This is a genomic window from Mycobacterium sp. 1164985.4 (assembly GCF_001668575.1).
GTDB lineage: Bacteria > Actinomycetota > Actinomycetes > Mycobacteriales > Mycobacteriaceae > Mycobacterium.
In genome coordinates this window covers 12,073-32,252 of the sequence record NZ_LZMD01000071.1, presented here as the reverse complement: position 1 = coordinate 32,252, position 20,180 = coordinate 12,073, and the positions used below count along the sequence as shown (strand labels likewise).

Annotated in this window: 20 protein-coding genes; 3 read left to right on the top strand and 17 right to left on the bottom strand. The window is 67.5% G+C overall.

Annotated elements, in window-relative coordinates; all coding sequences use genetic code 11:
- Window positions 1-119 precede the first annotated feature (119 nt).
- The gene (gene nirB / locus A5650_RS14735) at window positions 120-2,675 is read left to right on the top strand and encodes a nitrite reductase large subunit NirB (RefSeq protein WP_067292668.1); all 2,556 of its coding nucleotides are present in this window, start codon (window positions 120-122) and stop codon (window positions 2,673-2,675) included.
- A complete protein-coding gene (gene nirD / locus A5650_RS14730) occupies window positions 2,672-3,019 on the top strand; it encodes a nitrite reductase small subunit NirD (RefSeq protein WP_067292665.1) in 348 nt (115 codons plus the stop codon). The genes nirB and nirD overlap by 4 nt, the downstream gene beginning before the upstream one ends.
- A gap of 19 nt (window positions 3,020-3,038) precedes the next feature.
- On the opposite strand, the gene A5650_RS14725 is transcribed toward nirD, so the two are convergent.
- The 10 genes from A5650_RS14725 to A5650_RS14680 form a co-directional block, all read right to left on the bottom strand.
- Window positions 3,039-3,719 (bottom strand): sirohydrochlorin chelatase, encoded by a 681-nt coding sequence (locus A5650_RS14725; protein ID WP_067292662.1) that lies wholly within the window; start codon window positions 3,717-3,719, stop codon window positions 3,039-3,041.
- Window positions 3,716-4,864 carry a uroporphyrinogen-III synthase gene (locus A5650_RS14720; RefSeq protein WP_067292659.1) on the bottom strand — a complete coding sequence of 383 codons (1,149 nt, stop codon included), beginning with the start codon at window positions 4,862-4,864 and terminating at the stop codon, window positions 3,716-3,718. Before A5650_RS14720 ends, A5650_RS14725 begins: the two co-directional genes overlap by 4 nt.
- 185 nt (window positions 4,865-5,049) lie before the next feature.
- Window positions 5,050-5,619 carry a GNAT family N-acetyltransferase gene (locus A5650_RS14715; protein ID WP_067292656.1) on the bottom strand — a complete coding sequence of 190 codons (570 nt, stop codon included), beginning with the start codon at window positions 5,617-5,619 and terminating at the stop codon, window positions 5,050-5,052.
- A 26-nt stretch (window positions 5,620-5,645) separates the two neighbouring features.
- Entirely contained in the window at window positions 5,646-6,533 is an 888-nt protein-coding gene (locus tag A5650_RS14710) for a 5-oxoprolinase/urea amidolyase family protein (protein ID WP_067292652.1), read from the bottom strand.
- On the bottom strand, window positions 6,530-7,210 hold the full coding sequence (locus A5650_RS14705) for a 5-oxoprolinase subunit B family protein (protein WP_067292647.1): 681 nt from the start codon (window positions 7,208-7,210) through the stop codon (window positions 6,530-6,532). Before A5650_RS14705 ends, A5650_RS14710 begins: the two co-directional genes overlap by 4 nt.
- 74 nt (window positions 7,211-7,284) lie before the next feature.
- A complete protein-coding gene (locus A5650_RS14700) occupies window positions 7,285-7,986 on the bottom strand; it encodes a queuosine precursor transporter (protein WP_067292635.1) in 702 nt (233 codons plus the stop codon).
- Window positions 7,987-8,015: 29 nt separating this feature from the next.
- Complete coding sequence (locus A5650_RS14695; protein WP_067292629.1) at window positions 8,016-8,933, bottom strand: ABC transporter substrate-binding protein; 918 nt, start codon at window positions 8,931-8,933, stop codon at window positions 8,016-8,018.
- 13 nt (window positions 8,934-8,946) lie between these two features.
- Window positions 8,947-10,056, bottom strand: a complete 1,110-nt coding sequence (locus A5650_RS14690; protein WP_067292626.1) for a YeiH family protein — start codon at window positions 10,054-10,056, stop codon at window positions 8,947-8,949.
- Between the two features lie 158 nt (window positions 10,057-10,214).
- Window positions 10,215-11,018, bottom strand: a complete 804-nt coding sequence (locus A5650_RS14685; RefSeq protein ID WP_197501884.1) for an SDR family oxidoreductase — start codon at window positions 11,016-11,018, stop codon at window positions 10,215-10,217.
- A 50-nt stretch (window positions 11,019-11,068) separates the two neighbouring features.
- Window positions 11,069-11,668, bottom strand: a complete 600-nt coding sequence (locus tag A5650_RS14680) for a LysE/ArgO family amino acid transporter (RefSeq protein WP_067292620.1) — start codon at window positions 11,666-11,668, stop codon at window positions 11,069-11,071.
- A 71-nt stretch (window positions 11,669-11,739) separates the two neighbouring features.
- On the opposite strand from A5650_RS14680, the gene A5650_RS14675 reads away from it, so the two are divergent.
- Window positions 11,740-12,627, top strand: coding sequence for a LysR family transcriptional regulator ArgP (locus A5650_RS14675; protein WP_067292617.1), 888 nt, complete (start codon window positions 11,740-11,742; stop codon window positions 12,625-12,627).
- Here the strand turns inward: A5650_RS14675 and A5650_RS14670 are convergent.
- From A5650_RS14670 to A5650_RS14640, 7 genes are all read right to left on the bottom strand, one after another.
- Window positions 12,581-13,417, bottom strand: coding sequence for an MOSC domain-containing protein (locus A5650_RS14670; RefSeq protein ID WP_067292612.1), 837 nt, complete (start codon window positions 13,415-13,417; stop codon window positions 12,581-12,583). The two genes, A5650_RS14675 and A5650_RS14670, sit on opposite strands and share 47 nt — an antisense overlap.
- Window positions 13,414-13,770, bottom strand: a complete 357-nt coding sequence (locus tag A5650_RS14665) for an STAS domain-containing protein (protein WP_067292609.1) — start codon at window positions 13,768-13,770, stop codon at window positions 13,414-13,416. Before A5650_RS14665 ends, A5650_RS14670 begins: the two co-directional genes overlap by 4 nt.
- Entirely contained in the window at window positions 13,767-14,852 is a 1,086-nt protein-coding gene (locus tag A5650_RS14660) for a cobalamin B12-binding domain-containing protein (RefSeq protein ID WP_067292606.1), read from the bottom strand. Before A5650_RS14660 ends, A5650_RS14665 begins: the two co-directional genes overlap by 4 nt.
- Entirely contained in the window at window positions 14,849-16,495 is a 1,647-nt protein-coding gene (locus A5650_RS14655; RefSeq protein ID WP_067292602.1) for a PP2C family protein-serine/threonine phosphatase, read from the bottom strand. The genes A5650_RS14660 and A5650_RS14655 overlap by 4 nt, the downstream gene beginning before the upstream one ends.
- A gap of 3 nt (window positions 16,496-16,498) precedes the next feature.
- On the bottom strand, window positions 16,499-17,407 hold the full coding sequence (locus tag A5650_RS14650) for a helix-turn-helix transcriptional regulator (RefSeq protein ID WP_231992624.1): 909 nt from the start codon (window positions 17,405-17,407) through the stop codon (window positions 16,499-16,501).
- A 152-nt stretch (window positions 17,408-17,559) separates the two neighbouring features.
- Complete coding sequence (locus A5650_RS14645) at window positions 17,560-18,720, bottom strand: NDMA-dependent alcohol dehydrogenase (protein ID WP_067292595.1); 1,161 nt, start codon at window positions 18,718-18,720, stop codon at window positions 17,560-17,562.
- On the bottom strand, window positions 18,721-20,175 hold the full coding sequence (locus tag A5650_RS14640; protein WP_067292733.1) for an aldehyde dehydrogenase family protein: 1,455 nt from the start codon (window positions 20,173-20,175) through the stop codon (window positions 18,721-18,723). It lies immediately after the preceding gene.
- Window positions 20,176-20,180: the final 5 nt, after the last annotated feature.

The following is a 20,180-nucleotide window of genomic DNA, read 5'->3' as shown; positions in this document are numbered from 1 at the left end:
CGCTGTCAGCGAAGCCCCTCGTCGGTCTCACAGCGGGCGTCGGCGGATGTGAGCACACCGTGATCGGTGCTTCACACGGGGCGACATTGCGGCAATATCGGCTGCTTAGCGTCGGCGGCATGCGGTCAACGAGAAACGTGGTGGTGGTCGGCCACGGCATGGTCGGTCACCGGTTCGTCGAGGCGTTGCGGTCGCGCGACGCCGACGGCGAATGGCGGGTGACGATCCTCGCCGAGGAAACAGATGCCGCCTACGACCGGGTCGGGCTCACCGGATACACCGAGCACTGGGATCGCGGCCGGCTGGCGCTCACGGGTAACGACTACCCGGATGACGAGCTCGTCGAGCTGCGGCTGGATACCCGGGTCACCGCGATCGACCGAACGGCCAAGGCGGTGACGACCGCCGACGGCGCCGAGGTGGCGTACGACGTCCTGGTGCTGGCGACCGGGTCGTATGCGTTCGTGCCGCCGGTGCCGGGCCGCGACCTTCCTGTCTGCCACGTCTACCGCACGCTCGACGACCTCGACGCGATCCGGGCCGGTGCGGGCACGGCGCTCGGCTCCAAGACGCCGGTCGGCGTCGTGATCGGTGGCGGGCTGCTCGGCCTGGAGGCTGCGAACGCGTTGCGCGCGTTCGGGTTGAAGACCCACGTCGTGGAGATGGCGCCGCATCTGATGGCCGCGCAACTCGACGAGGCCGGCGGCGCGCTGCTGAGCCGGATGATCAAGAGCCTCGGCATCGAGGTGCACACCGGCGTCGGTACCGAAAGCATCGCGCCGGTGCAACGCAACAAACCGCTGCGCAAATCCGAACAGGACGACTCGGTGCGGCTCTCGCTCAACGACGGAAGCCACATCGACACCGGCGTCGTCGTATTCGCCGCCGGTGTCCGCCCCCGCGACGAACTCGCGCGCGAAGCCGGACTGGACATCGCACAACGCGGTGGCGTCCTGACCGACCTGTCCTGCGTCACAAGCGATCCCGACATCTACGCCATCGGTGAGGTCGCCGCGATCGAAGGCCGCTGCTACGGACTGGTCGGCCCCGGTTACACCAGCGCGGAGGTGGTTGCCGATCGCCTGCTCGGCGGTGCGGCCGAGTTCCCCGAAGCCGATATGTCGACCAAGCTCAAGCTGCTCGGCGTGGATGTGGCCAGCTTCGGCGACGCCCAGGGCCGCACACCCAACTGCCTCGACGTCGTGGTCAACGATCCGGTCAAGCAGACCTACGCCAAGCTCGTGCTCTCCGACGACGCGAAGACCCTGTTGGGCGGAATCCTGGTCGGCGACGCGTCGGCCTACGGCGTGCTGCGACCGATGGTCGCCAGCGAGTTGCCCGGGGATCCGTTGTCGCTGATCGCTCCCGCTTCTGAGGGTGGCGCAACGGGATTGGGTGTCGGAGCGCTTCCCGACATCGCGCAGATCTGCTCGTGTAACAACGTCACCAAGGGCGACCTGAAGGAAGCCATCGGCGGGGGATGCACCGATGTGCCCGGCCTGAAGAAGTGCACGCTGGCGGGCACCTCGTGTGGCTCCTGTGTGCCGCTGCTCAAGCAGCTGTTGGAAGCCGAGGGCGTCGAACAGTCCAAGGCGCTGTGCGAGCACTTCAGCCAGTCGCGCGCCGAGCTGTTCGAGATCATCAACGCCACCGAGATCCGCACGTTCTCGGGGTTGATCGAACGCTTCGGCACCGGAAAGGGTTGCGACATATGCAAACCGGTGGTGGCGTCGATCCTGGCCTCCACGAGCAGCGATCACATCCTCGACGGGGAACAGGCGTCGCTGCAGGACTCCAACGACCACTTCCTGGCCAACATCCAGAAGAACGGCAGCTACTCGGTCGTGCCGCGCTCGCCCGGTGGCGAGATCACACCGGAGCAGCTGATCCTGATCGGCGAAATCGCCAGGGACTTCGGCCTGTACACGAAGATCACCGGCGGTCAACGCATCGACATGTTCGGCGCGCGCGTGGACGAGCTTCCCGAGATCTGGCGCCGCCTCGTCGAGGGCGGTATGGAATCCGGCCATGCTTACGGCAAGGCGCTGCGTACGGTCAAGAGTTGTGTCGGCAGCACCTGGTGCCGCTACGGGCAACAGGACTCCGTCGACATGGCCGTCCGAATCGAGATGCGCTATCGCGGATTGCGGGCCCCGCACAAGATCAAGATGGCGGTGTCGGGTTGCGCCCGCGAATGCGCGGAGGCGCAGAGCAAGGACGTCGGCGTCATCGCCACCGAACAGGGCTGGAACCTCTACGTGTGCGGCAACGGCGGAATGTCGCCGCGACATGCGCAACTGCTGGCCGGCGACCTCGACGACGAGACGCTGATCCGCTACATCGACCGGTTCCTGATGTTCTACATCCGCACCGCTGACCGTTTGCAGCGCACGGCGCCGTGGCTGGAGGCGATGGACGGCGGCGTCGAGCATCTGCGCGACGTCGTGTGCAACGACTCGCTGGGCCTGGCAGACGAGTTCCAGGCCGCGATGGCCCGCCACGTCGAGGGCTACGCCTGCGAATGGAAGGGCGTACTCGAGGATCCGGACAAACTGTCGCGCTTCGTGTCGTTCGTCAACGCCCCCGACGTCGCCGATCCCACTGTCGAGTTCACCGAGCGGTCCGGCCGCAAGGTGCCCGTGTCCATCGGAATGCCGAAGGTGCCTCAGAAATGACACTGCTCAACGAGATTCAGCTCTGGACCGCCGCCTGCCATTACGACTTCCTGATCCCGAACCGCGGCGTCGGCGTGCTGCTCGCCGACGGCAGCCAGGCGGCGCTGTTCCGTCTGGACGACGGCTCGCTGCACGCGGTGAGCAACATCGACCCGTTCTCCGGCGCGGCGGTGATGTCGCGCGGCATCGTCGGCGATCGCGGTGGTCGCCCGACCGTGCAGTCGCCGATCAAGAAGCAGGCCTTCGCGCTCGACGACGGCGTGTGCCTCGACGACCCCGATGTGTCACTTCCCGTCTACGAGACGCGCCTCACCGCCGACGGCCAGGTCGAAGTCCGCGGCTGATCTGCTCGCGGGGAGACTATCAGGCCGCTAGCGGGACGCGGGCGCGGCGGAAACGGTTGGCGATCAACCGCACCATCGCGGGATGGGTGCCGAGCGGATCGGCCACCGCGTCCGCACCGCTGTCGCGCAGACGGTCCTGAAAAAGCCCTTCGGCCAACAGATACGACGCCACAACCACTCGCCGGGCGCCTTCGCGACGCAGCCGCTCGACCGCAGAGGCCACCCGCGGCTCGCCGGTGGCGGCGTACGCGAGCTCGACCCGGTCGCCGGTCACCGCCGACAGCAACGCCGACATCTGGCGCAGGTCCGACAGCGCGCCCGCATCCGATGTCCCCGCCGCAGCCAATACCACTGAATCGCCCGGCCGCCAACCACACTCGATGAGCCGGTCCATCAGCACCCGGGTCAGTTGCGGACTGGGGCCCAGCGCCTCGGTAACGGTGACGCCGAGATGTCCGCTGGCCGCGACGTGTGCGGGGATGTCGGCGTTGACGTGATACCCGCGCGACAGGAACGCCGGCACCAGTATTGTCCGGTCGGGCAGCGTCTGCAGCACCTCGCTCGGCGTGGGGCCGAGGACGTCGACGAACGCCACATGCACCCGGCCGCCGAGTGCCGTCGACACCCGGTCGGCGAGACCTCCGATCAGCTCGACACCGCTCTGCTTGCGGGTGCCGTGCGCCACCAACAGATAGCTCATTGCGCGTACGCCAGACTGTCCTCGACGGCCAGGCGGTAACCGCGCTTCACCACCGTCGACACGATGTTCTTGTCGCCCAACGCCGTTCGCAGGCGCAGGACGGCCGTCTCGACGGCGTGGGTGTCGGTGCCGGTGCCCGGAAGAGCACGCAGCAGGTCGGTGCGCGACACCACCGCTCCCGGCCGGTGGGCGAGCGCGCGAATCGTCGCCATGCCCGCCGGTGAGACGGGCTTGACGGCCCCGTCGACCAGAACACAGGTGCCCCGGATCTCCAGCAGGTGTCCGGCCACGCGGATGGTCCGCGAGCACAGCAACGGCAATTCATCGGTGATGTGACGAGCCAAGGCCCCCAACCGCATTCGCTCGGGTGCGGAGGTAGGCACACCCAGCCGGACCAGTGGGCGCGCGGTGACGGGGCCGACGCACATGGCGTGGACGTCGCGACGGAACGCGGCGAGCACCCGGTTCTCCAGGCCCATCTCTCTGGCCCGTAACAGCACCGAGGCCACCGCGGGGGCCGAGGTAAAGCTCACCGCGTCGAACTTCTCGTCGGCGATGCCCGCCACCAGCTGGTCGAATTCGCCGTTGTGCGGCGCCGGGTGCCACCGGTACACCCGGATCGGCACGACCTCGGCACCGGCGGCGCGCAACTCGTCGAGGAACTCCGGGAACGGGTCCCACTCCTCGGTGGCCCCGTGCAACTGCACCGCGATGCGCTGCCCGGCGATACCGCCCTCGACGAGGTAGTGCAGCAGTTCGCGCGACGACTCCGAGTCCGGCGACCACTCCTCGGGCAGCCCGGCCGCGCGCAGCGCACCGGTCGCCTTGGGTCCGCGGGACACCACGCGCGCCTTCGCGAGGGCGGCGGTCAGGTCGCCGGCCAGTCCCCAGCCGTCGGCCGCCGCGATCCAGCCGCGAAGTCCGATCCCGGTTGTGGCGATCACGATGTCCGGCGGCACGTCGATCAGGGCCCCGGTGTGGGCGCGCAACTCGTCGTCGTCGGGCAGCGGCACCATCTGGATCGCCGCCGCGCTGGTCACCGTCGCGCCGCGGCGGCGCAGCAACGCGCTCAGCTCGTCGGCGCGCCGGGCGGAGGTCACGGCCACCCGGAATCCGGTCAGCGGCGCCCAGTCGGGCTCAGTCATGGCACCTGTGTAGGCAGCGCATGTTTCCAAGCGATTACTTGGCCATTTCGGAGGTGTGTCGGCACCGCCCGCAGCCTGCACCCACTCATGAATCGCACGTTAACGAGGCGTTATTGCGTCAGCGTGCCGTGCGGTGACCCCGCCGTGAACTTCCCCTCACCTCGCGCCGGAACGAGGTGTGAGCCTCACCAGACGTCGCCCTCGCGCCAATCACAGGTGATCTCGGAGGCGGTGTCGAGGTCGACACCGACCGGCAGAACGAACAGCGCGTTGTCGTCGTCAGGAGTGCGGGTCAACCCGGCCGGCGCGAGCACCGACGTCGGACCGCGCCACGGCAGCCAACCACGCGCGATGTAGATGGGCCTGCCGGCCTCCGTCGCGCTGAGCGCGCCCAGCTGATACGCCCCGCGGATCACCTGCTCGGCCGCGTCCATCACAGCGCGGGCCAGACCCTGCCCGCGCCAGTCCTCGCGCACCGCGACCGCTTCGACGTAACCGCACCGCAGCGCGGTGTTGCGGTAGAGCAAGCGCCGTTGCACCACGGCCGCATGTGCGATCAGCGCGCCGTGGTCGAAGATCATCGCGTGCATGCCGCCGAGCGAGTGCTCCCAGTCGGCCTCGGTGAACTCGCCTTCGAAGGCGTCGATCACCATGCGCTTGGCGTCCTCGCGGGTCTCCGGATCGAGGTCGGATGTGTGGATCAGCCGTGCGCTGTGGATGCGCACGACGGAAACGAGAGGGTCCTGAACATGCACACTGCTTTTCTACCAGCGCGGTGTGACTAACGGTCCCCGGACGGTCGGCGCGGCCGCGACCAATGCATCCGCACGGTCTGTCCGGGACGCACCTGGGCGACCTTGTCGATGTCTTCCTCGGCCAGCACACCGATCACCGGGTATCCGCCAGTCACGGGATGATCGGGGCCGAGGATGACCGGAAAACCGTTCGGCGGCACCTGAATTGCCCCGCGTGTGGTGCCCTCGCTGGAAAGCTGCCGGTCCGGCCACCGGTATTCCAGCGGCATCCCGACCAGCCGCATGCCGACCCGGTCGCTCTTGTTGGTCGCCTGCCAGTTGGTGCGAATCAACACGTCCGGGTCGACGAACCAGTCGTCGCGGGGCCCGGGCACCACGGTCAACTCGAGCACGTCGTCCTCGATCGCCGCGACCGGCGCCTGGTCGAGCTCGGGGAAGTCCTCGGTGTGATCGCCGACGGGCAACACGTCGCCCGGCTGCAGCGGCTGCGGCCCGATCGCCGACATCACGTCGTACGACCGCGAACCGAGTATCGGCTCGACATCGATGCCTCCCCGCACCGCCAGATACGTGCGCAGGCCGGAGCGCGGTGAGCCGAGCGAAATCACTTCGCCATCGCGTGCGTAGTGAATGCTGTTGGTGCCGAACGGCACTCCGTCGACGGACGGGTCGGTGTCGGCGCCGGTGACGGCGATCGCGATATCACCGCCGCGCACCCGCGCAGCCAGCCCGCCGAAGGTCACCTCGATGGTGGCCCGGTCGCCGGGGTTGGCCACCAGCCGGTTGGCCAGCGTGTGCGAGCGGCGGTCGGCGGCCCCGGAGCGGCCGACCCCCATATGCGCAAGTCCGGGACGACCCAGATCTTCGATCAGCGAGAGCGGACCGGAACGCAGGATCTCGAGCGTCGTCGTCATGATTCGACTGCCTTGAACTGGATCCACATGCCGGCCGTCAGCAGCGCGGGGTTCTCCCGCTCGATGTCCCACAGCACCGCAGAGGTGCGGCCGATCAACTGCCAGCCACCGGGAGACTCCCGCGGATAGACGCCGCTGAACTCGCCGGCCAACCCCACCGAGCCCGAGGGCACCTTGGTGCGCGGCTCGGACCGCCGCGGCACCTCGAGTCGACGGTCGCCGCCGACGAGGTAGGCGAAACCCGGTGCGAACCCGCCGAACCCGACCCGCCAGAGGCTGCCGGTGTGCGCGGCGACCACGTCGTCGCGACTGAGCCCGGTCAGCCGGGCCACCTCGTCGAGATCCGGCCCGTCGTAGACGACGTCGATGGTGAGGTCGGCGCGTCCGTCGGCAGGCGGCGTCAGTTCGGCTTCCGGGTCGACGTCGGTCCGCAGTCCGCCGAGGCGCTGCCGGGTCGGAGCCTGGTAACGGGGACCGTCGAGTTTGAGCAACACGGTCCGGGCGGCAGGCACGATGTCGAGCACGCCGGGCAGGTCGGCCTTACGGATCGCGTCGGCCCACGCCAGGACCTCGGCGGTGGCCTCGAGTTCGAGCAGCAGCGCGTGGTCTCCGTAGTCGCGGATCGGAATGGCGCCGGTGCCCCGCACGTCATGTTCCTTTTCGGCTGTCACGGTCATGACTCGAAATTACCCGCGAGTAGCTATCAATACGCCTGCTCTATGAGCCTTGCCAGAGGAGTTTTAGCGATGCCTCAAGCGGCGGGCCGATACGTCGGTTCGCGGCGCTTGATGAACGCGATCACCCGGTACGTCACGGGCAACACGACCACCTCCACCGCCGTCTTGTAGACCCACCCGAGCGCGACATACGTGATGAAGTCGCGCCAGGTGTTGATCCCGATGGCGGCGGCGGCGATGCTGCAGAACACCAGGGTGTCGGCGAACTCCCCGACGACCGTCGACCCGATCAGCCGTGCCCACAGCTGTTTCTCGCCCACCCGCATCTTGATCTTGACGACGACCCACGCGTTGAGCGTCTGCCCGACGAGGAATCCCGCCAGCCCCGCGACGATCAACAGCGTGAACGGCTTCATCACGGCCTCGAACGCGGCCTGGTTGGTGTAGAAGTCGGCGGGCGGCAGCACCGCGGTGAGCCAGAACGTGAACGCGGCCAGCGCCTCCATCACGAACGCGATGTAGATGGCGCGCCGGGTGGCCTTGAATCCGTAGACCTCTGACAGCACGTCGCCGATCACGTAGGTCAGCGGGAAGACGACGAAGCCGCCGTCGGTGATCAGCGACCAGTCCCCGACGAGCGGGCCGAACGCGATGCCCTTGGTGGCCGCCACGTTGGAGATCAGCACCAGACCGGTGAACACCGCGACCAGCGTCGGGTAGTACGCCGACCCCGTGGTCGCGAACCCGCGGTGCTCGGTCTCGATGTCGGCGGTCACCCGGCAATCCTCTCAGGGGCGCCGGCGGGTCAGGCCAGGGCTTCGACGATGCGCGGCGGCAGTTGGTCGGCCACCAGGGGGTAGGACAGCGGGGAGGCGAACGCGATCGCCCCGGCGAGCTCCTTGCCCGTGAAGATGTTGGCCTTGCTGCGCCCTGCGATCTCCGGGTCGGCCAGCAGCGCGGCTTGTTCCTCGTCGGACTCGGTGGCCCAGATCAGCACGTCGGCGTCGAGCCCCTCGACGACTTGTAATCCCATCGCCGTGAGGAACTCCGCGCGCCATGCGGGCGTCAACCTCTGCGGTTTCCCGTCGGCCAGCTGACCACGCAACAGCGCCGCCGTCCTGCCGGCGAACCCGGGATTGCCCTCGGACACCGCGATGAACTTGTCGCCGACGCCGGCGATCAAGGCCTGCATCTCGTCGTGTTTGAAGACTGCCTGACCGATGGTGGTGGCCTGGTCCTTCCACGGTTCGAAGAACGCCTCCCTGCCGGACTGCGCGACCGTGGGCGCGATCTCGGACAGCCTCGAGTAGGTGTCGGCGTCCAGCCCGGCGTTGGTGGCGACTATCAGGTCCGGCTTCAGCGCCGCGATCTGATCGACCTGTATGCCGTCGGCGAGGCTGAGCACGGTCGGCTGCGCGATTCCGAGTTTCGCCCGCGCCCAGGGCCAAACCGCGAACGGTTCGCCGCCGAACCATTCGGTCACCGCGATCGGCACGACGTCGAGCGCGAGCAGATCGTCCTGTTCGGTCAGTCCTGCGCTGACCACCCGCTTGGGGGGCGCGGGGATCTTGGTCTCGCCGAAGACGTGCCTGACGGTGACCGAGCCGTCTCGAGCCACGGTGCCGGGCTTGTCCGAACCGCATCCGGCGGTGAACCCGGCGGCGACGAGCGCCGCGCCCGCGCTCACCGTCAGGAAGCCTCGTCGATTCAGCCCCTTGGCCACCCGGCGAGCGTAGCTAACCGACCTGGAAGTTCCCGAACAACACGACGGCGAGACCGAGCGCCACGACGATGTTCACCACGGTGGCCGAGGCGAACAACGCGACCGGGCGCCAACCCGCCTCCTTGAGCCCCTTGAGCGAGAACTCCAGGCCGATCGCGACGAACGCGAAGATCAGGAACCACGTCCGCAGGTCGTTGACCGTGCTGATCGCCGACTTGTTCCCGCCCCACGCCAGATACAGCGTGCCGACGATCGACGCGACGATGAAGCCGAGCACGAACTTGGGGAAGCGCTCCCAGAACTGCCCGAGCGACGGCCTGGCCTCCGCCGCGGACTTGCGCTCGACCTTCAGCGCGAAGTAGGCGGTCAGAGCGATCGCGACAATGCCGATCAACGCGTTCTGCGTGGTCTTGACGATCGTCGCGATCTGCAGCGCGTCCTCGCCGGCGATGGCCCCCGACGCGGCGACGGCGGCGGTGGTGTCGATGTTGCCGCCGATCCAGGCGCCGGCCACCGCATCGGAGAGGTTGAAAACGTCTGCGAGCCAGGGCAACAGGAAGATCGACGGCAGTGCGAACGCGATCACCAGCGAGGCCGCGTACGCGAGTTGTTCGCGCTTGGCCTGCACGGCTCCTGCCGCCGCGATCGCCGCGCTCACCCCACAAATGGACACCGCCGACGCGAGAAGCGCCCGCAGTTTGTCCTCGAGCCGCAGCACACCGCCCAGCCACCAGGTGAAGCCGAACACGATCGAGATCAGCAGCAGCGCCTGGATGATCGCCGGGCCCGCCGCGGTGACGAGCACCTTGAGGTTGATCGACGCGCCGAGCAGCACCAGGCCCGTCTTGATGAAGAACTCGGTGCGGAATCCGCGCGCCAGCGCATCGCGCAGGGCCAGCCGTGACAGCACGACGTTGCCCAGCAGGCCCAAAGCGATGGCGTAGACCGGAAATTCGATGGACTTGGCGACGCCTGCGAACGCGGTGCCGTCGGCCCACCGCGGCACTTGCGCTTCCAGGTAGCGCGTCACCGCGCCCAGCGCGAGCACCACCAGCACCCCGGCGACGGCATAGCCGACCCCGGAGGTCTGCTGCTTCGGCGTGGTCGTTGCCTGTTCCGTCACGGGACCAGGCTTCCCGGAATCGCGCCGACCAGGACGAGCGCGAGCAGCGACAGGCCGACAATGACGGCGAGCCAGTCTTCGTTCATGGGCGGAACGTACGTCGGGCGCCGCCTGTGGTCACCCGTTGTGATCAGCGCGACTCGAACCTCAGTCCAACATCAGGAGTGCGACAGCTTCTTATTGGCGTAACGGGTCAGCCAACCCGGCGAGAACCGGGAGGCGATGGTCATCACCTTGGTCTGCGTCCCGACCGGGAAGTGCACCTGGTGAATCAGGCGTCGCAGCCGCGTCGGTTCGATGGCCTCGACGATTGCATCGGCGATGTCCTGGGCCGTGAGCCGGATGCCGAGAGAGTCCGTCGTGCCGGTCTTGATGTCGTGGGTCATCGCGGTCTGCACGTACAGCGGCCACATCGCGATGACGCGGATACCATGCCGATTCCATTCGATGTCGAGCGCCTCGGTGATTCCGCGAACGAAGAATTTCGTCGCGCTGTAATTGGCCAGCTCGGCCTGTCCGTAGATCGCAGACGCCGAGGAGAGGTTCACGACGACGGAGTTCTCGGTCTTGCGCAGGTAGGGAAACGCCGCGTAGAGGCCGTTGACGACACCCTTGACGTTGATGTCGATCTCCTTGTGATGACCGGCGATGTCCATCTCCTCGAAGCGGCCGGCCCGCAGAATCCCCGCGTTGTTGATCATCACGTCGAGGCGGCCACCGGCGGCCTCGGCGAACTCTCGCACCCGCGTAGCCATCTCGTCGGGGTCGGTGACGTCGAGGTGGCCGGTGTGCGCGACACCGCCCGACCGCTCGATCTCGTCGGCCAATGACTTGAGCCCGACCTCGTCGATGTCGTATCCCCCGACGACGTATCCGTTGCGGGCGAACGTCAGCGCGGTGGCGCGGCCGATGCCGGCGGCGGCGCCGGTGATGAACACGGTCTTGTGGGAGGTGGAGCGCATCGTCATCACCTCTTCATACCCGCTCTTGCGAACATCACGTCAGCGCGGTGTCAGGTGAACGCCAACGACAACCCGAGTCCGATCATCGCGACCGCGATCACGGCGTCGAGGACGCGCCATGTCGTCGGGGCGGCGAACCACCAGGCCAATCGGCGTGCGCCCAGGCCGAGGCTGAAGAACCAGGTCGCGCTGGCGGTGACGGCCCCGACGCCGAACAGCCAGCGCCCGTCGCGATGCTCGTTGGCCAGTGCGCCGAGCAGTACCACGGTGTCGAGATAGACGTGCGGGTTCAGCCAGGTCAGCGCGAGGCAGGTGACGAGAACCTCCAGCAGTCGCGCCGGGCCTTTCTCCGACGGCGTCAGCGCCGACGGCCGCAGCGCGCGCCGCGCCGCAAGCGCGCCGTAGCCGATGAGGAATGCCGCCCCGCCGAATCTGGCAACGTCGACGGCACCGGGATGCGCGTTGATCACCGCGCCGAACCCGGCGATGCCCGCGGCGATCAACACGACGTCGGAGGCGGTGCACACGACGGCGACCGCCAGCACATGCTCACCTCGGATCCCCTGGCGGAGCACGAAGGCGTTCTGCGCGCCGATCGCCGCGATCAGCGCGAACGAGGCCAGGAAGCCCACCACCAGGGGAGAGGTCATGGAGTCGACGGTAGGATCGCCGCCATGATCAGTACAGCTAATGTTTCTACTGATGCATTAGCATTCCTAATGTGACGATCGACGGTCAGCAGCTGGCGGCGTTCGCGGCGGTGATCGAGCACGGCTCGTTCGACGCGGCGGCGACACAGTTGCATGTCACGCCGTCGGCGGTCAGCCAACGCATCAAAGCCCTCGAGCAACGGGTCGGGCAGGTACTGGTCGTCCGCGAAAAACCCTGTACTGCAACGGCGGCCGGTATTCCGCTGTTACGTCTGGCGGCACAGACCGCGCTGCTGGAGGCGGAGGCGCTCGCGGGGTTGGCGGGGGGTAGCGGAACCACGCCTCGAGTTGCCATGGCAGTCAACGCCGATTCGATGGCCACGTGGTTCACCGAGGTGTTCGCTGCCCTCGGCGATGTGCTGTTTGACATCCGTATCGAAGACCAGGACCACTCGGCGCGTCTGTTGCGTGAGGGCGTGGTGATGGGCGCGGTGACGACCGAGAGCGCACCGGTGTCGGGTTGCCGGGTGCAACCGCTGGGGGTGATGCGCTATGTCCCCGTGGCGAGCCCCGCTTACCGCGACCGATATCTACCTGACGGCTTCACCGCTGCCGCGGCCGCGCACGCACCGTCATTGGCATGGAACCGCGACGATGCCTTACAGGACATGTTGGTGCGCAGGGTATTTCGCCGCGACATCTCCCGACCGGAGCATTTCGTGCCCACAGCGGAGGGCTTTGGAGTGGCGGTCGAGGCCGGCCTGGGCTGGGGCATGTTTCCCGAGGCGCTGGCACGACCGCGGTTGGACGACGGCTCGTTCGTGCGGATCGCGAAGGCGCACCTCGACGTGCCGCTGTTCTGGCAGTGCTGGAAACTGGACAGCCCGATAGTCGAACGGGTCACCGGCGCCGTCAACGCTGCTGCGGCGGACCGACTCGCACCTCGTCACCGACACTGACGGCGCCCGCGGCGACGACCTCGGCGTACACCCCGGCGCAGGGCAGTGTTCCCGACCCGGGCACCTCGACCCGATTGTGGTCCAGCAGGTACCGCACGGCATTTGGAAGACGTTCGGTATCACCGTGTTTGAGCGTCGGTACGGCGCACCGCGGTGTGGTCAAGGTGACACGGAACGCGACCTCGCCGAGGGTGATCTCGGAGCCGACCCAATCGTTCTCTCCGAAGGGTTCCGAGCCGTCGGCCATTTCGATGATGACGTTCGGACGGTACCGCAGCGCCCCATTCAAGCCGACGCCGATAGCGTCGAGCGTTGCCGTGGTGATCAAGTGCACCGGGGAATGGTCGACGAACGCGCCGCCCGGCGCACCCTGTCCGAGTTCGAGCAGCACAGGATCGAACTCGGCGTCGATGCCGTGCTCGAGCACCTCCAGCGGATCGGACCGTTCGAGGACCGCGCCCGCTGCCCGTTCATCGGCGACATGCACGGTGCGGCCTAGCATCTCGGACAGGGGAGCACCCACCTCTGTGACCGGCATGCGGCGGCCGTCGGGCAGCGTGACCGCGACGCTGCCGGTTTCCTCGGTGCTCGACGCGCACCGCAACAGGGCACTCCACCGGCGCGGATGTTTGGCCGTCGCGACGCGACCCGTCTCCTCGTCGATCAGCGCGTACCGCCGGTCGCCTTCGACACCCGTCGGCCCGACCCGGATACGCTGGGGTGTCTCCCCGAGCATCGATTTGACCGGGTAGCGCTTGAGCGCCACCACCCGGCCTGCCGTCCCGGTCAACCGATCTCGATCTCGTCCGAGCGTTGTGACGCGGCGGGTGGCACGGTGGTGAAATGGTCCAGAAGACCGGTGATCTCGAGGACGCGCTCGAGGTGGGGTGGCCGGTTGTCGAGATGCAGCACGACGTCGGAGCGCGACACCTCGCGATGGACGATCAACAGGGCCGACAGCCCGGTGGAGTCGAGGAATCCGAGTCCAGTGAAATCCAGGTGCAGTTCTCGCACACCGGCGTTGGCGGAAATCAGCTCGGATACGGCGTCCAACAGCGGCGCGGTGTGGCCGTAGTCGAGGTCGCCGGCGACGTGGATGCGTGCCGAGGGAATCGTGATCTCGAGCTTCAGGGTGAGTTTCATGCGGTTGGTGTGGAGTCGGGGACGAGGGCGGTGCGGGCGGCGGCCAACATGCGCTGGGTCCGCGGAAAGTCTTGCAGCTGAGCGGCCAACAACTCCAGCCCGGGAATCAGTGACGTGGCTGGGACACCGCGGGAACTGAGCACTTCGGCTGTCCACACGATGAAACCGGTGAACAGGTCGTCGTCATCGGTGTAGAGAGCGGTGGCGAGGAAGTCGGCGATGTGGGCGATGTCCTCGGTGGTGCGTTCGCGTTGCGCCTCGGTGTAGTTCCGCATCGCAGGGAAGCGGTCCTCCAGGTCTGCCACGGTCGTCTTGACCAGCTGCGGTTTAGACGCGCTGACCATCGAATACTCCTGATCGGCCAGATGCGGCAGGTCATGGTGGGCCTGCCTGTTCGGCGTCAGGCGAAGCCGTCCGATGCCCTCGCTCAGGCATTGCGCGGCGGCACGGGCGTCGGGCGCCCAAGCATCGGCACCGAGCAGTCGCGCGTAGCGCCCGTCTGGCCCGAACGCCGCACCGCCGACGAGCACCGAGACGCCTGCCCCCTGGCACGCCGTGATGGCGGCGTGGGCGGTGGGCAGTCGGGTCGGAATCGAGCACGACAAGGCGACGGCGTCCGGCGCGTGCTGATGCAGATGTGCGATCAGGTGCGGCGTCGGCACCTGGGCGCCGAGGAAATCCACCCGCCAACCCCGCAAGCGCAGGACTTCGGAGAGGAGGCGGGCAGGTAGGGCGTGCCATTCCCCGTCCACGCAGGCGACGGTGACGCGGCCGGCCTCCCCGGTTGACCGATCGGCGGTGTGCTGCGAGAGGGCGGCGATGACGCGATCATTGATCGCGGTCGCCGCGTGTTCCTGCGCGACGGTGATCCGGTTGGCCGCCCACTCCGTGCCGACCTTGCGCTGAACCGGGGCGATCACCTCGAGCAGCGCGTCCTCGGGTGCCAGACCCGCGTCCACCGCTCCAAAGACGACGGTCACCGCCGTCTGCTCGTCACCGTCGAGCGCCGCATGCCACAACCGGTCGCGCACGGCGGCCGGATCGGTCGCCGACGCCGTTGTGTCGGCGTTCTGACTGTTCACGCGATGTACCTACCTGGGGTGCGGCCGTCGACGGCACTGAGATGTGTCCGGCGCGGCGCCGAGATGGCGACGACGGCCATATCGTCATGGTCCCGACCGGTTACCCATTGCGACGCCAGCATCATCATCCGCTCGACGACCGCCTCTGCGGGCAACCCCGCGCATTGCGCCATCGCGTCGGCCAACCGGTCATCGCCGAAGATCTCCGTGCCGAGCGGGCCGCCGCGTGCCTCGGTGAGGCCGTCGGTGTACAGCAGGCACGTCTCGCCGGGTGCCAGCGTCGTCTCGCACGAGCGCGCCTTGAACTGGGGCAGCGCGCCCACCAGCATGCCCCGGGTATCGGCCTGCTCGACGGTTCCGTCGTTGCGCACGATGAGGGGAGGGGGATGCCCCGCACAGGTCATGCGCACCAACAACTGGCCGTCCCGGCGTGAGATGGAGGCCAGCACCACGGTGGCGAAGCGGCTGTTGTCCGGGCTCAGCAGGGCCCTGTTGAGCAGTTTGAGCACCGCCTCGTGCTGATCGGCGAGCGGGGCCAACGCCTGGAGGGTGTTGCGGATCTTGCCGCTGAGCACCGCAGCCTCGAGGCCCTTCCCGCAGACGTCGCCGAGCACCACGAGCGTTTCGCCGTCCGGTGTTTGCGCGGGGTGAACGTCGTAGAAGTCGCCACCGACCAGCTGGTGGTCGTCGGAGGCGCGGTAACCGCCGGCGAGCTCGAAATCCCCATGCTGTGCCAGCCGAGGCGGGAGCAGGTCGCGCATCAGCGTGCGGGTGATCGCCGACTGCTCGGCGTACAGCCGCGCGGCCGACAGTGCGGCACCCGCGCGCGTCGCGAACAGGCGGGCGAACAACTCCTCGCTCTCGGTGAACGCCGCCTGCGAGACGTGGCGCAGCAACACCAGCGCGCCGGCCGGAACGCCGTGGCCGGGCAGCGGCGTGATGAGCACCGAACCCACGGGCCCGGCGAAGTGCGACGGAATCATCCAGTCGGGCACCGACGCGGGATCAATCCACCGCGACGGCACCGGGGGGAACCCGCGGAGCGCCTCGCTGAGGCCGGAAACCTCGGTCGGGTCGGCTTCGACGCTGCGGTGCTCGGCGGCGCCGTCGGGCCCGCTGCAGACCACCGGCATCCGGTCGTCCCTGACGGGGGCGACGACGACAGCAGCGTCGGCCAGATGGCGGTCGGCCATCTGCACCGTGGCCTCCATGCAGCGATCGAAGTTCAGTGACGCCATCAACACGGACGAGACGTCGTCGAGCAGTGCCGCACGCTCCCGCTGAACCTCGAGGTCCCTCTGCGCGTCGCGCATTGATCGATTGGCGTCCTCGATCAGCCACCACGCGACTTCGCCGCCGGGCAGTGAGCTGGGGCGCGCCTCGAACGCGACCCCGCCGACCTCCCCGCCGGCCGTCTCGCCGGACCGCTGTTGCATCAGACGGTCGTGCGCCTGCACCAGCCATCCCGGTGCCGCGTCCGCCAGGCTCCGTCCGACCTCGGCGTCGGCCAGCAACGACTGGGCGCTCGCACTCAGCCCGCGGATCACACCGGAGCGGTCGATGACCAGCACCGGGTGCGGCACGTACTGCCACCCCGCCGCCGCATTCGGTGCCTCGGTTCTCACGCATTCATCGCCGCTCATCGGTCAACTCCGCAGCGTGGCCGAGGGCGTGCGTCCGTACGTCTGGCGGTACAAACTCGAGAAACGACCGGTGTGGATGAAACCCCACCGATGGGCGATCGCGTTCACCGACGCTGTGGTGGGGTCCTCACGGGTCAGATCGCGATGCGCATGATCCAACCTAACCCGCCGCAGGTACTCCATCGGCGACGCGTCGAGGTGTCGCCTGAACATGTACTGCAGGGTACGGGGGGTGACGTGCACGGCGGCGGCGATATCGGTGACCGTGACCTCTTCGGCAGCCTTGGCCTCGATATAGGCGACCGCCTTGCGCAGCAGTGCGGGCCTGGCCGCGCCGTCCGTCGCTTCCGGCGCCGCCACCGCGTCGGTGGGTAGGGCGGACACCACGACCGAGGCCAGCAGCATCGCGGCGGTCGACAGGACCAGGGGAGACGCCTCCTGGTTGTCCCCCACCGCATGCTTGACGAAGTCGAACGTCGCGTTGAGGAGCCGCGCGCCCTGCGCCGAGACGGGTCGATGGCTCAGGAGACGGATCGGTTCGCCCGGACCTGACGCGGAGGAAGCCACACGGCCGAGCAGTTCGGGATCGAACATGATCAGGTCGTAGCGGGCCGAGCGGACCCGCCCGGAGTACGGCAGGTGCGGGAGCGACACCAGCGCGACATCGCCCGGGGCGAACACATCTGCGGGCTGGCCGAAGATGTGGTCGTCGATGTGCCCGTCGAGTACGCGGCACAGACACACTTTGCCGAGAGGCTCGGAGTCGTAGGACATCTCGTAGGAGAACTCGGCCTCGTCGTAGTTGATCCCGCCGAGCCACTTTCGACTGATCCGGGTCGAGGAACACTCGCCCTGACCGCCGATAGACATCTTCGCGTAGTTGCGCACGAGGAAGTCCTCGGTCGCGTTCAAGTCGTCACTGTGAAAGACGACGTCGGAACTCGAAAGCATCACACCCCTGCAGACAAGAAAAACCGCTGGGAGGCGTGGGCTCAGCCCCTGATCAGACCGACTCTACCCTGCACGCGCTCTGCGACGTCTGGAAAAGGCGCGGCAACGCTTCATCAGAAGGCGATGATCCCGCGGATGTTGCTGCCTGCGCGCAGGTCTTTCATCGCCTCGTTGATGTCGTCGAGTTTGTATTTCTGGGTGATCAACTCGTCGAGCTTGAGGGTGCCCGCCTCGTACAGCGACAGCAGCCTCGGCATGGCTTCGCGAGGATTCATCTCGCCGTAGAGCACCCCTTTGAGGGTCTTACACGAACTCACCATGTCGGGCAGGCTCAGCGGGACCATCATGTCGCTGACCTTCGCCATGCCAGTGAGGACGCAGGTGCCTCCCTTGCGCAGCAGCATCAGCGCCACCATCACGAGGTCGACCGGCACCACGCCCGGCGTCAGCACGACGCGGTCTGCCATCACGCCCCAGGTGATCTCCTTCACCAGTTCCAGGGCCGCGCCGGCGTCGACGGCGGTGTGCGTCGCCCCGAAGGTGGGCGCGACCTCGCGTTTGAACTCGTTCGGGTCGACGGCGACGATGTGCTTGGCCCCGGCGACTCTCGCGCCCTGCACGGCGTTCATGCCGATTCCCCCCACTCCCACCACCACGACGGTGTCGCCGGGTTGGGTTCCCGCCGCCACCGAGCCGGATCCGAAACCCGTTGTGACGCCGCAGGATACGAGGGAAGCAGCCTCCAGCGGGATCCAGTCGTTGACCTTCACCAGCGAGCGTTCGGACGCCACGACGTACTCGGAGAAGGTGCCGACCTGCATCATCGCCATCAGGTCTTCGTCGCCGACATGGCGTCTGCACGTGCCGTCGGTGGTCATCGCCTTGCTGTAGATGTCGGCACCGACGTCGCACAGATAGGTGTGTCCGGTCACGCACCAACGGCAGGTCCCACAGGCGGGGAAGAACGAGATCGCCACGTGATCACCGGGTTTGAGCGTCTTGACCTCAGGGCCGACTTCTTCGACGATGCCCGACCCCTCATGCCCGCCGAGCATCGGGAACCATTCGGGCACCGGCACGCCGGAGGCCCGCATCAGCTCTTCCATCTCCGGACTGGGCACGCTGTCGCCGGTGTAGAAGTGCTCGTCGGAATGGCAGATACCGGCGTAGGCCATCTTGACCACCACCTCGCCGGCGCGGGGCGGGTCCAGTTCGATATCGGTGACTTCCCAGTCGATGCCCACTCCGCGCAACACGGCCGCACGTGATTTCATCTACGACTCCTTCGGCCAGCCGACAGTCTTGGTTTCGGTGAAGATCTCGAGTCCTTCGATGCCGCACTGCCGTCCGACACCGGATTGTTTGTAGCCGCCGAAGGGGGCGTCCGCGCCATACCAGAGACCGCCGTTGATTCCGAGAGTCCCGGTGCGGATCCGGCCGGCTACGGACTTGGCACGGTCCAAGTCGTTGGCGAACACCACGCCCGACAAGCCGTAGATGGAGTCGTTGGCGATGCGCACCGCATCGTCGTCGTCCTCGAATCCGATGACCGACAGCACCGGACCGAAGATCTCCTCCTGGGCGATCGTCATCCGGTTGTCGACGTCGGCGAAAACGGTTGGCTCGACGAAGAATCCCTTCTTCAGGTGTGATGGGATGTTTCCGCCGGTGACGAGTCGGGCTCCCTCCTGTTTACCCTTCTCGATATACCCCATCACCCTGTCCTGCTGGCGTTTCGACACCTGGGGTCCTTGCAGCACCGAGGGATCGGTGGGGTCGCCGTACTTGTTCTTCTCCATCGCGACCTTGACGATCTCGACCGCCTCGGCGTAGCGACTGTTCGGCACCAGCAGGCGGGTCGGCATGGCGCAACCCTGTCCGGCGTGCATGGAGATGAACGCGCTGCCGCCGACTGTTGCGCTGATGTCGCCGTCGTCGTCGAGTACCAGGTACACCGACTTGCCGCCGAGTTCGAGGAATGTGGGTTTGACGGTGTCGGCCGCGGCCTTCATGATGCGTCGCCCGGTCGCCGTGGAACCGGTGAAGGCCACCATGTCGACGAGGGGAGAGGTCGAGAGAACCTCGCCGACCAGATGGTCCGACGAGGTGACGATGTTGATCACTCCCGGCGGGATGTCGGTCTGCTCGGCGATGATCCGGCCGATGCGGGTGGCGTTCCAGGGTGTATCGGGAGCGGGCTTGAGTACCATCGTGTTGCCCATGGCCAGGATCGGCCCGATCTTGTTGAGAATGATCTCGAACGGAAAGTTCCACGGGGTGACGACACCGACCACCCCCACGGGTTCCTTCCACACTTCACGCGCGGCGAGGGTACCCATACCGAAGGCATCTTTGTCGGGAAGCGTTCGCTTCCAGGGAAATTGGCTGATCATGTCGATCGGCCAACTCAAGGCCTCCTTGAGCGGCACGTCGAGCTGCGGCCCGAATGTGCTCAGCAGCGGGCAGCCGGCTTCGGCGATGAGCTCCGCGCGGATCTCCTCGCGTTCGGCTTCCAGCGCCGCTTGCAGTTGACGCAGTCCGGCGGCCCTGGCTTCACCGTCTCGCGACCAGTCGCTGTGGTCGAACGCGTGGCGCGCGGCCGCCACCGCCCGTTCCATGTCGGCGCGCGTGCCGTCGGCGGCGCCCCCGAGGACCTCCTCGGTCGCGGGGTTGATGTTGTCGAACTTCCGGCCCGTTTCGGATTCGACGAGCTTGCCGTCGATGAGCATGCGTG